The sequence below is a fragment of the Veillonella intestinalis genome (assembly GCF_943193155.1).
Classification (GTDB): domain Bacteria; phylum Bacillota; class Negativicutes; order Veillonellales; family Veillonellaceae; genus Veillonella_A; species Veillonella_A intestinalis.
Map to the genome: position 1 here is coordinate 1 of NZ_CALPDB010000002.1, position 13,024 is coordinate 13,024.

The 13,024-nt window shown below is 36.2% G+C and carries 10 protein-coding genes and 1 rRNA gene; 2 read left to right on the forward strand and 9 right to left on the reverse strand.

All coding sequences use genetic code 11. The features are described 5' to 3' along the window. The 4 genes from NFR44_RS02430 to NFR44_RS02445 form a co-directional block, all read right to left on the reverse strand. Positions 1–114 (reverse strand): 16S ribosomal RNA (locus NFR44_RS02430); the annotation flags it as partial. 590 nt (positions 115–704) lie between these two features. Continuing rightward, positions 705–1,577: an NAD(P)/FAD-dependent oxidoreductase gene (locus tag NFR44_RS02435; protein ID WP_251440805.1), complete on the reverse strand. Its 873-nt coding sequence runs from the start codon at positions 1,575–1,577 to the stop codon at positions 705–707. Between the two features lie 93 nt (positions 1,578–1,670). Next, complete coding sequence (locus NFR44_RS02440; RefSeq protein ID WP_251440807.1) at positions 1,671–2,420, reverse strand: NADPH-dependent oxidoreductase; 750 nt, start codon at positions 2,418–2,420, stop codon at positions 1,671–1,673. Positions 2,421–2,639: 219 nt separating this feature from the next. Then, positions 2,640–3,026 carry a hypothetical protein gene (locus NFR44_RS02445; RefSeq protein ID WP_251440810.1) on the reverse strand — a complete coding sequence of 129 codons (387 nt, stop codon included), beginning with the start codon at positions 3,024–3,026 and terminating at the stop codon, positions 2,640–2,642. Between the two features lie 485 nt (positions 3,027–3,511). Here NFR44_RS02445 and NFR44_RS02450 point away from each other — a divergent pair, with 485 nt between their 5' ends. Then, positions 3,512–4,258 carry an SIMPL domain-containing protein gene (locus NFR44_RS02450; RefSeq protein WP_251440813.1) on the forward strand — a complete coding sequence of 249 codons (747 nt, stop codon included), beginning with the start codon at positions 3,512–3,514 and terminating at the stop codon, positions 4,256–4,258. A 152-nt stretch (positions 4,259–4,410) separates the two neighbouring features. Here the strand turns inward: NFR44_RS02450 and NFR44_RS02455 are convergent, their stop codons facing one another. Beyond that, positions 4,411–5,160, reverse strand: coding sequence for a class I SAM-dependent methyltransferase (locus NFR44_RS02455; protein WP_371875172.1), 750 nt, complete (start codon positions 5,158–5,160; stop codon positions 4,411–4,413). A gap of 282 nt (positions 5,161–5,442) precedes the next feature. Between NFR44_RS02455 and sstT the strand changes: the two genes are divergently transcribed. Further along, complete coding sequence (sstT, locus tag NFR44_RS02460) at positions 5,443–6,702, forward strand: serine/threonine transporter SstT (protein WP_251440816.1); 1,260 nt, start codon at positions 5,443–5,445, stop codon at positions 6,700–6,702. Positions 6,703–6,847: 145 nt separating this feature from the next. Here sstT and NFR44_RS02465 read toward each other — a convergent pair whose 3' ends face one another. From NFR44_RS02465 to NFR44_RS02480, 4 genes are all read right to left on the reverse strand, one after another. Beyond that, complete coding sequence (locus NFR44_RS02465; RefSeq protein ID WP_251440819.1) at positions 6,848–8,038, reverse strand: cation diffusion facilitator family transporter; 1,191 nt, start codon at positions 8,036–8,038, stop codon at positions 6,848–6,850. A 230-nt stretch (positions 8,039–8,268) separates the two neighbouring features. Next, on the reverse strand, positions 8,269–9,786 hold the full coding sequence (locus NFR44_RS02470) for a dihydrolipoyl dehydrogenase family protein (protein WP_251440822.1): 1,518 nt from the start codon (positions 9,784–9,786) through the stop codon (positions 8,269–8,271). Between the two features lie 265 nt (positions 9,787–10,051). Next, positions 10,052–11,605, reverse strand: coding sequence for a histidine ammonia-lyase (gene hutH / locus NFR44_RS02475; RefSeq protein WP_251440826.1), 1,554 nt, complete (start codon positions 11,603–11,605; stop codon positions 10,052–10,054). Between the two features lie 36 nt (positions 11,606–11,641). Beyond that, positions 11,642–12,946, reverse strand: coding sequence for a Na+/H+ antiporter family protein (locus tag NFR44_RS02480; protein WP_251440828.1), 1,305 nt, complete (start codon positions 12,944–12,946; stop codon positions 11,642–11,644). Positions 12,947–13,024: the final 78 nt, after the last annotated feature.

The following is a 13,024-nucleotide window of genomic DNA, read 5'->3' on the forward strand; positions in this document are numbered from 1 at the left end:
ACCCGTTCGCCACTAAGATTGATAGAAGCAAGCTTCCATCGCTCTCCGTTCGACTTGCATGTGTTAAGCACGCCGCCAGCGTTCGTCCTGAGCCAGGATCAAACTCTCCAAGATATCTTGGAGCTATCTGCTAGCTCGTTTTTCGTTGTTGTTAGCTTAACCGAAGTTATCTAACTTAGAATTTATTTGGTTGGTTTCAACGTTGTTGAAACCCGCACTCTGGCTATGTTCATTTCGTTAGAAATGATTACCTTACATTGTTCAGTTTTCAAAGATCTGCTACATCGCTTGTTGCGACGTCTTGTATATACTACCACGTCAGAAACATCATGTCAACCACTTTTTCAAAGAATTTTTAATCATTTATTTTAACAATTAAATTCGAATAATTCTTTGTATTTTGGTGTTTAATAATGTCTCAGTAACAGCGACTTGATTAGTATACCGATTTATTGACATGTCGTCAACCCCTAAATTTTATTTTTTACAAAATTTTCTAAAATAACCTTATACCTTCAACCACTATACAGATACGATTAACATTTAGGCTCTTTTATTTACTTAAAGGCACCCTATGTGTCTTTAAACAAACACTAAAATACCTTGCCGCTAAAACTCCTTATAAAAAATATCCCAAATCTCTTATAAAAAATGGCCCAGAGAATATGCTCTCCAGACCACTTCTAAAAAAATATTACCAATTACTAGTTGGCACTAGCAAAGGCTACTGCACTAAAAGCAGCCATTTGCCCCTCACCAACAGCTTTCGCAACTTGTAATGGTGTTCCAGCCACATCACCAGCTGCAAAAAGACCTTTATAGTTCGTTTCCATATTGCGTCCTACTGCCACAGACGTTCCATCTAAATGAACACCTTCTACAATATTTTCAGGTGGACAAGCATCACGCAAGAAAAACACGCCATCTACATCTTTAGTCCCCTCATTGGTTTCAATAGCAGTTACCTTTTGTTCACCTACAACGCCGTTTACGATAGCTCGCTTATGCACAACAACTGAAGCTGGCAACGCGGCTAACCACTCTGCAGGTAACTGTAAAGCTCCACCAATATACAAATTAATTGTTTTTGCTAATGAAGCTAATAACTCTACATCTTGTTGATACGCTAATGTATTTATATATACAGCAATATCTTTGTTTTCAAAAAAATGACCATCACAGCTAGCACAATAACTTACCCCGCGTCCTAATAAAGCACGCTCGCCTGGCACAGTTTTACTCATAGTAACACCAGTAGCTAGAATTACACTTTTTGCTTGATATACATTTTCATCAGTCATAATTGTGAACGGCGCCCCTATAAAAACAGATTGCACTCGTTCTTTTGCAATAGTAGGTTCGTACGCCAACGTTTGTTCTAACAATTGATCCATAAAATCAGGACCACTAATGGTCATAATTCCAGGATAATTATCAATTCGGTGCGCTCTACGCAACTTATCACTAAATCCAGCGGCTTCGAAAAGAATAACAGATTTATTATGGACACGCGCTGTAAGAGCTGCTGAAAGTCCTGCTGGGCCACCACCTACAATAGCAATATCATATACAGTCATATACTTCCTCTATTATTTAATAAAAACTGGCTACTCGCCATTTGCAAGTAGCCAGCATCTTCATGTGCTAAACCAAACGGTTATAAAGGTCTATTAATTTTTTACATCAGAAAATTTAAAACCTTGTGCTTCTGCTTGTTGAATCAATTTTTGACGCATTGGCACTGGCTGTTTGCTAGCAATCTGTTTAGAAAAAGAATCAACACGACGATTGGTATCACGCATATCGTAATATTGCTCCATTTCCTCATCATAATCTTCTAATAATTCCTTATACGAATCAAATACTGTATAGGAATCATCAAATACATTAGCCTCACGTGGCATTCTCGGCTTTAATTGTGGCTTTTGATTTGGTACGCCAATCCCTAAGCCTAGCATAGGGAATGTTAGCTCTGGCAATTTTAACAATTCAATCATTTTTGGCACATTATTTAAAATGCTGCCAAAGTAAACCGTACCGAACCCTGCCATTTCAGCAGCAGCCACCATATTCTGCGCAGCTAAACTAGCATCTGTCCAGCCCTGGAAAAAGCGATCACTATCACGTTCCGTATCAGATACAACCCCTTGTTCACGCGCAATTCTAGAATTACGGTACGCATCTACTAAAAATATAAATAATTCTGGCACCCGTGCTACATATTCCTGATTACAAATTTCAGAAATTTGTGCTTTCAGTGATGGATCCACAATACGGATAATACTAAAACTTTGCATACCTTGACTACTAGCTGTACGCTTAGCTACATCTAATAAAATACTCAATTGTTGAGGTGGAATTGGACTTGATTTAAATTCACGAATAGTTCGGTGATTTAATAATACATCAATAGGGTTCATAAAACTGACTCCTTTATATCTAAATATATCGAAATATCTCTTTCTACAGTACCACTATTTTATAAAATTGTCTACCCTTAGCCCAACTTACACCCTCACTAAGAAAAACTTCTCCACTAAGTAATTTAACTAAACCAAAAGATATCAAATAGTATAACTTTCATTTGAGAAATACCATTACATAACACAACTGAGTATATTACTATTTTTCCAAGCTACTTATCTATGGCCCCAAACCAACTGATATAGTTCTTCCCCAACGCTATCAGGCACAATAGTATCTTCAGTTTGATCATATTCGTACTCATCTTCTGCATATGGAGTACCATCAGCATAGTATGGTTGCAATTCTAATGTCTGAATTGTATAGTCATGACGATTTAAGCGCATGCGCTCATAATAATATTCACCACTTGGCTCATTAATACGCACCCACAGCACAGCTAAATCGGAATCTTTTTGCACAGTGCTATTGTCAATGGAAATTTGATCCCCACTAGCACTTTCCCCTACATAATACCAATCAGCTGCCTCTACTGCATTAACGCCTAGCCCCAAAGCACTAACTACACCTAACACAGCAACATATTTTTTCCATGACTTCATACTAACACCTCTTTTAAAAATTTTACACAAAAAACACAAAAACAAATTTTAATTATATAAGTTATATAAAATTATAATAAATTTAAGGAAAATGTCAAATTACTTATAGTCACAGCTTTATATGTGATATAATTTTAAAATTTCTTCTTGTTTTAATGCTTATTTTAATAATTCATTTAATTTTAACTTATCGTTATAAATAAAACGTCATGATTCAAAAATATATGTCATCTCTCTATAGATATCCACTAAAAATGTCCATACTATATGGGCATATTAAGTCTTTTTTATTCTTCAATATGAGTAAAAGTCATATTAAATTTGGCTAAACTCCTTATTTTTGCTATACTATTAATAGGTTAGCTAAAACCTACTATCAATTTAGAAGTGTAATTATGTCCTCACTGAGTAGATTCTATATCAGTGATTCATAAAAACACATTCTACGAATGTAAATAAGTCTATGAATTAAAAAGGAGTCTATTATGAAACTTCAATTGAAAAAAACTGTAACTCGTGGTTTATTAATCGCCGCTTTAGCTGCTGGCTTTACAGGTTCTGCATTAGCCGCTGCTCCAGCTGATACTGGTGCACAAATTCATGTTAGTGGCACTGCTACTCGTTCTGTAGCGCCAAACTATGCTTTGTTGCGTTTAGGTATTACTAGTGAAGCTGCTACTGTTAACGCTGCTAAAACTACTAATGATCGTGTAATGAGCGATTTAATTTCTCGTTTAACAAATCTTGGTATTAATAAAAACTTAATCCAAACTTCCAATTTCTCTGTATCCCCACGCACAGAATATCGCCCACTTAAAAACAATGAGCAACAAGAAAAAATTACATCCTATGTAATTTCCAATACCGTTACTGTACGCATCAATGATTTAAACAAAATTAGCCAAACCATTGATAATGCAGTAGCTGCTGGCGCTAATAATATCCAATCACTTAGCTTCCAAGCTGATGTAGATCAAAGCTTAACAGACCAATTAACTGCGGAAGCAGTAAAAAATGGTCGCTATCAAGCCGAAGTAATTGCTAATGCATTAGGCCAACAACTTGGCAGCATTAAAGATGCTTCCGTAGGTTCAACTAATACTTACACTATGGAAAATACGTCCTTACGCATGTACAAAATGGCTGATGCTGCTTTAAGTTCTTCAACACCAGTAGAACAAGGTGATATTACTGTAAGTAAAGATGTAGATCTTACATTCTACGTATATTAATTTAGAGCTGTAACTATTAACTGATAATTACACAAACTAAATCAGCTACATAAACTAAATAAGTAAAATAAAGGCTGTAACCAAATGCGGATTTATTCCACATTCAGGTTACAGCCTTTTTACTATTACACTAATTATTTATTATTAATTTATTATTTCTTCTCAGGTACTATCCCTACATGAACAGCTACAATTCCACCAGTCAATTCATAATAAGCAGCCTCTTCAAAACCAACTTCTTTAAAATACTCTAGAACTTTGGATTGATGAGGATACCGCCGTAAAGATTCAGGTAACCACGCATAGGAAGAATTATCCTTACTAAGTTTTCCTAAAATAGGCAATATCTTTTCAAAATATAAATAATATAATTGTTTAAATCCTAAAGCAGTCGGTTTCGCTAGCTCTAAAGTAACGACACGACCACCCGGTTTTACAACACGCTTCATTTCACTTAATGTTTTAATTATATCGGGTACATTACGAAGGGCAAATGCACTCATTGCACAATCAAATGAATTCGCCTCGTAAGGTAAATTCATAGCATCCCCTTCCACTAAGTTGACTCGATCAAGTAACCCCGCTTCATGCAAGCGCACTTCCCCTTGAGCCAACATTTCAGGACTAAAATCTAACGCTTCAATATGTAAAGAAGGCATCTGCCGCAAAGCTTCCTTAGTAAGCATCCCTGTGCCACAAGCCACATCTAATAGCTGCATACCCTCTGCTAAGCCTAACTTTTCTACTGCAAAACGACGCCAATAGGCATCTTGATGGAAACTCAACAATGAGTTCATCAAATCATAATGCTTTGCAATATGAGAAAATACGCCTTGTACAAATACTTCTTTCTCTGCATGATTTGTAAATTGTAACGATTGTCTCGTTGTATTCCCATCCATATCCTTCTTCACTCTCATTCTGCCAAACCTATACTACCTAACTTCTTCATACCTTCTTGTATATTCTTTTAGTATACCTAATGATATGGTTATTTGTAAAGTTAGTCCCTGCATTTTGAATACAATATAGCCTATATATACGGCGTTACTAAAGAAAAATTTAAACTTGTAAAAAAAGACAAAAAATTTTTAAATTTCCTCTTGCTATTATTTTTTGTCCGTATTATAATGACATATGTCCATCATGAATGAAACATTCTTTATATGTAAGGAGAGATGATTATGAAACAAATTTTGCAGATTTTTAACCGAGTCCCATTAATTTATCAAATTATGGTTGGCCTCGTAATAGGGATTTGTATTTCCCTAATTAACCCTGACATTGGCAAGGATTTATCTTTATTAGGCATTATTTTTGTTGGTGCATTAAAAGGAATTGCACCGTTACTTGTATTTTTCTTAGTTATTGCGGCTGTATGTCGTCACAAAGCAGGACAAAGCTCTGGAATGAAGCAAATTATCAGCATGTATGTGATTGGTATGTTCTTATCTGCTTTAATTGCTGTATTTGCCAGTTATTTATTCCCTGCAACCTTGCATTTAACTGCTGTAACACAAGATACCAAAGCACCAGAAGGGATTGCAGAAGTATTAATTACTCTTTTACGTAATATTGTCGATAATCCACTTCATGCAATCATGACTGGTAACTATATTGGTATTCTCGGCTGGTCTGTAGTTATCGGGTTTGCCCTTCGTCATGCTAAAGATGAAATTAAAGATGTCTTTGTTGGTATTTCAGATGCAATTACAACAGTAGTACAATGGGTTATTCGTTTAGCACCATTTGGTATCATGGGCTTAGTAGCTGAATCTATTGCCACTAATGGTATTGAAGCATTACTTGAATACGCTGTATTACTAGGCACTTTACTAGGAAGTATGTTCTTTGTTGCCTTAGTTGTAAATCCAATTATTGTATTTGCTGTTATGAAACGTAATCCATTCCCTCTTACGTTTAAGTGTTTGCGTGAATCTGGCATTACGGCCTTCTTTACCCGTAGTTCCGCAGCCAATATTCCTGTAAATATGAATATGGCTAAACGACTTGGTCTATCCCCTGATTTATACTCAATTGCAATTCCACTAGGTGCCACTATTAATATGGCCGGTGCTGCTATTACAATCACTATTATGACATTAGCAGCCGTTAATACATTACAAATTCCAGTTGATTTTAGTACAGCCATTTTATTAAGTATTATTGCCACTATTGGTTCTTGTGGTGCTTCTGGAGTGGCCGGTGGTTCCCTATTACTTATTCCATTAGCATGTAGTTTATTTGGCATTTCTAACGATATTGCAATGCAAGTTGTTGGTGTTGGCTTTATTATTGGGGTATTACAAGACTCCACTGAAACAGCCCTTAACTCCTCCACCGATATTCTATTTGTAGCAGCAGCTGATTTTGCTAAAAATGGATATCCAGAAGATTTAAACGCAGGTCGTGTAGAAACAATTAAACCTGAATTAGCTGAATAAATTTAAATGTAAAAAGATAGCTAATCTTATAGATTTATAATCGTTCTCCGTGTTTGCAGTAGTCATAAACTACTAAATAATATTCTTACAACAAAAGAGGCGCTCTCTTAAGAGAGCGCCTCTTTTGTTATGCTTTAAACATAATTTAATCATAATCATGAATATTTTCATCGCCTGTATAACTATGTTCAGCTGTAATAGTAATCTCAAAGGTAGGATCCATGGCTTCTAAAATTTTCTTAATCGCTTGTGCAATGGTATCCATTCGTTGTCTATCCGAATAAGGCACGACTAAATCAAATAAAATATGCGTTTTATCATCACTCTTTACAGCCCGTAAGTCATGAATACTCAATTTTTCATCATACGCTTTAACTACAGTATGAATTTTATCATATAATGCCATCGACTCTTTAGTTATTAATAGAGGATCCATATGAATGGTTAACTGAAGATATAATTCTTTTTGCGCATCTCGTTCAATTCTATCAATTAAACTATGACTTTTAATTACATCTTCTTTAGCATCTACTTCCACATGAATGCTAGCAAATACATGGCCTGGACCATAGTCATGAATCATTAAATCATGAATTCCCAAAACACCAGGATATGATTTCACAAAATTAGCAATATCCTTTACCATCTCAGGACTCGGCTCATTGCCTAACAATCGACTAATAGCATCAGCCAACACATGATACCCCGCACGACCAATCATCAAGGAGACAATAGCGCCTAAATAACCATCTACAGGAATTTTAAAAAGGCCACCTACAACTAAGCCAATCGTAATACCTAAGGTAGCCCATACATCAGATAAATACTCCAAGCCATTGGCTTTTAATATGGGAGAATTAATCCGCTCGCCAATAGATTTAAAAAAGGTATATAACCAAACTTTTAACCCCATAGCACAGAGCATAACAAGTAAAGCCCAAATGGAGAAATCCACAATTTCAGGTTTAAAAATACGCCCTACTGACTCAATCAGTAGTTGTATAGCTACCACAAAAAGCAATATAGAAAATCCTATTGATAACAAATATTCTATACGCCCATGACCATAAGGATGCTCTTGGTCAGCTTTTTTGGCAGAAAATCTAAAACTTAGCAACGATATAGTAGATCCCCCAGCATCAGCTAAATCATGAATAGCATCGCTGACCATTGCAATAGAGCCAATTAAAAAGCCTACAATTAATTCACCCAATGAAATGATTAAATTAGTGACAATACCAACTATACTTGTTAAATTGCCATACCGTGTACGCACTGCAGGCGCTTTAATACAATCATAGTCTTTAACAAACCATCGAATTAATTGTTCTTGCATACCCTTCTCCTACTGTATTCTTCAATACATCCATAAATTCATGCTCTAATCAGTATCCCTAGTATACATCTTTTCTCATCGATTATCAATACAAAATAATGTAAAAAATACCTTTCTCAGTTTTTATATTTCTAAATAACTAGCTTACAATAAGCTAGCATCAAGAATCAAACAAACTAAGAAAGGTATTTTATATATTCAAATATTACAGTCTTTTTACAAAGTGTATCTTACCAACGATGCTCATAGTATACTTGAGTCCACATAATAACCTCTGACAAGGTTGGATGTGGCGACATTGTTTCGCCAACTGTAATCACTGAATGAGGATCCATCTTACGAACTAAGCCCTCTTGACGAAGTTGTTTAGTCAAAGTAGAACCAATTTCCTCATTAATAGGCACTAATGGTGTATCTCCGCTATTGAGTAAGTTAACAAATGGCTGGAACAAAATCGACGCCTGTGGACCAATAACATGAACGCCTAAAATGTGATTTGTTTTTGTATCGACCACAATTTTTACAAAGCCATCATTCTCATCGCCTGGATCAAAACCCATGGCAAATCCCTTAGCAGAAGATGAGTAGAAGTTCTTACCCGTTTTAACTTCATAGCCTTTTTCAATGGCTTCTTGCTCTGTTAAACCAACATGACCTACTTGAGGATATGTAAAGGTTACTGCTGGCACTAAATCATAGCGAGCCCAACGGAAGTCTTGTGGACTTGTGGCATGATATAAATTATGCGCTAAAATATCAGCTTCATAATTGGCTTTATGACGGAATGGCGCCTCCCCATTCACATCACCTAAAGCATACACACCATCTACAGAAGTTTCTAAAAATTCATTAGTAACAATCCAACCACCTCGTTTGGTTTGAATTGATGTATTCTCAAGTTTAAGTTCTTCAGTAGCTGGTTTAATGCCAGAAGCCATAAGAATTTCTTCCCCACGTATTTCACGAACTTCACCAGTCTTACGATCACGAATTACAACAACCTTTTCGCCATTTTCTACACGCACTTCTTCAGGTTCTTGATTTAAAATAACATCAATACCTAAACGTGTAATATCTTTATAAATCTGTTCAGAAATTTCGGCATCTTCTTTAGGTAACAAACGTACATTATGCTGAATTAAAGTAACCTTCGTCCCTGCAGCAGCAAATACATGAGCAAATTCAGTCCCAATCGGGCCCCCACCCATAACTACTAAGGATTTAAGTGGAGTCTGCGGATATTTATGGCCGAATAGGCTTTCACTACTCATATAACCAGCTTCTTCTAAGCCTTTAATAGGATTTACTTTGGTATGGCCCCCAACACCTAAAACAATAATAGGTGCTGTAATTTCTTCGGTCACTTCTCCTGTATTTAATGTCACGGTCAATACTTTATCTTTTACAAACGTAGCGGCACCACGATACACATCTACATTATCAAACTTATCGTAATATGCTTCTACCCCTTTACTTTCATCAATTTTTTGCCATACACGTTTTGACATCAATTCCCAATCAATGATCGCTGGCTGAACTTTTACCCCAATTTTAGGTAATTCTTCAATTTCACGAACTGCATCGGCCACAGTAACCATTACCTTTGTAGGAATGCAGCCACGAGTTAAACAAGTGCCACCAAATTTGCCTTTTTCAATAATGGCTACCCGTTTACCTTTGCTAATGGCCGCATCAGCTACAATTGTAGCACCGCCAGTACCAACAACAATAATATCATATGTTTTCATCTATGACTCCTCCATATATTATATACACTTACAATGTATGATTACCTACTATACATGATTCAACTATTTATGAATTTTTGTTTACCAATTTATATAAACAAAAATTACAATCAATAACCATAATCAATTACAAATCAATTATATCATATCGATACTTATAAATAAAGAACTCCCTATGCCAATCACGCTATGGTCCTAACAATAAATAGCGATGGCCTAAGGAGTTCTTCTATCTTACTTGAGGGCAAGTAATTAGTAAGTTATATTAAATTTCAAGAGTTACTACATCTTCTACAGCTTCTAGTAAAGTACCATCAGCTACAATAGCAGTTATTTTTTCTAACTCTTTAAACATTTCAATATCTTTATCATAGTCGATAAATTTATTGCTTGCACGAACAGCTTTATAAGCCGCTGCTGTGCCAACACCTAAAGTAAATTCATCTTCACGAAGGTCAATGGCTTGACAAGCAGCTAAAATTTCAGTAGCCACTACACGTCGTACATTATCAGCAATTTCCCCTGCTTTGCGAGCTGCATGAGCGCCCATACTTACCAAATCTTCCTGATTTTCACACGAAGGAATGGAGTCAACGGAAGCAGGATGAGCCAACACTTTATTTTCACTTACTAAAGCAGCCGCTGCATATTGAGTAATCATAAAGCCGGAATTTAAGCCAGAATGTTTTACTAAGAATGATGGGAAGCCACTCAATGAATTATTGAGTAATCGTTCTAAACGGCGTTCTGAAATATTGGCAATTTCAGCTAAACCAATGCCAAGGAAGTCAAATGGAAGTGCCATTGGCTGTCCGTGGAAGTTACCACCAGAAATAACATCACCATCTGGTAAAATAATTGGATTATCTGTAACAGAGTTAATTTCAATATCCACTTTTTCTTTAACAAAAGCTAACGCGTCCTTAGAAGCACCATGTACTTGTGGTACACAACGCAAGGAATATGGATCTTGAACTCGCAATTCACCTTGCTGTGTAATTGATGTACTTCCCTTTAATAATTCGCGCATATTACGTGCTGTGTCTAATTGCCCTTTATGAGGACGAATCGTATGAATCCGTTCGTCATACGCATTAATAATACCACGCATAGCTTCCGCTGATAAAGCAGCTGCAATATCGCTTAATTTTAGAAGGCATAAACCTTCCCAAAGAGCCAACGCCCCTGCTGCAGTTAGTACTGGCGTGCCATTAATAAGTGCCAAGCCTTCTTTAGCTTCTAACGCAATAATAGGAATCCCTGCTTTAGCCATTGCGTCTTTACCTGGCACAACTTGTCCTTCAAATTCTGCATCACCAAGGCCAAGCATTGGCAATACCATATGAGATAATGGTGCTAAGTCACCAGATGCACCTAAAGATCCTTTTTCAGGAATGTATGGATGCACACCTTTATTAATCATAGCAATTAAGGTTTCTAAGGTTTCTAAACGAATCCCTGAATACCCTTTTACTAATGCATTAGCACGAATTAACATCATAGCTCGAGTCGCTTCACGACTAAATGGCTTACCAAAACCACAAGCATGTGTACGAATTAAGTTTTCTTGTAATTGGGAGCAATCTTCTTTAGAAATATGTACACGACATAAAGAACCAAAACCGGTTGTAATACCATATACTACAGCATTGCTGTTCACAATATTATCTACAATAGCACGAGAGGCTTTAATATTTTCAATTGTTGATTCTGGTAATACAACTTTAGCATCATAACGAGCTACCGCCATTAATTCAGCTAAGGTTAAATCATTGCCAGTTAATACTACTTCTTTAATTGCTTTAACAGTTTTTATCATTACAATTATCTCCTAATTATGCCTAGTTAATTAAACTTATCCGAGCATTAATGCCCCGATAACACCACCGATAATTAAAGTAATATCATAGAATATAAAGGTTGGTACACAAGTATCCCAAATATGATTATGCTGACCATCCGCATTTAAACCAGAAGTTGGTCCTAATGTAGAGTCAGAAGCTGGTGAACCAGCATCACCTAAAGCGGCTGCAATACCAATAAGAAGGATAATAGCAGGTACACCAAATCCTAATTGCGTCCCCATTGGAATGTAAATAGACGCGATAACTGGAATTGTACCAAAAGAAGTACCAATACCCATAGTAATTAAGAGACCAACTAATAACATAAGTAAAGCACCAGCAAATTTTGTATCAATAATAGCTGTAGTTGCTTCAACTAAAGTTTGAACAGATTGTGTTTCACGAAGCACATTAGCATAGCCAGCTGCAACTAACATTACAAATGCGATGAAGCCCATCATGCGTACGCCGCCGTCCATCATATTATCCATATCTTTCCATTTGATGCCACCAGTTACAATCATAACACCTAAACCACACATAGCACCAATTGGTAAGGATTTGAAATATAATTGCGCTACAAAGGCTACCGCCGCCCCTAATAATGCTAGCCAGCAATCTTTTGTCATAGTTACATCTTCAGGATTTTCATCAGCACCAATAACTGGTAAATCTTCGTAATGACGATCTTTAGCATAGAAGAATACGGCTAAAATTAAGCCAACTAACATAGATAAACCGCCAATCCACATAACTGAAGATATATCGCTGATGGAAACATCTACCCCATTGGCTACCATTTGGTCTTTAAGAATTGTCATAAATAAGAGACCAAAACCAACTGGCAAACTAACATATGGCGCTTTTAAACCAAATGTTAACGCACAAGCTACTGCACGACGGTCCAATTTCATATGATTCATTAAAGCTAATAATGGTGGAATTAAAATAGGAATAAATGCAATGTGTACTGGAATCAAGTTTTGAGAAAAACAAGCTACAAAGGCAATTAAGAATGTGAAAGCAATTTTCTTACTACCTACTACTTGCGTAATCTTACGAGATACTACAGCAGCTAAACCAGAGCGGCCAATTGCTACAGCTAATGCCCCTAATAAGATATAGCTTAGAGCTGTTTCAGAGTTGCCACCCATCCCATTAATCAAGGATCCTACGGTGTCACTAATTGACATACCACCAATAGTGCCTGCTACAAGAGCAGCAATGATAACAGCTAGTAGCACGTTCATTTTCATTAAACAAACGGCTGACATCACAATAACTGATACCACTATGGGATTCAATAAAATATCCATACACGTTCAACTCCTTTACTACAATAATTTACAATGAAAAAAGTCCGGCTTTAGTAAATATTTACTTTTCTATAGTAT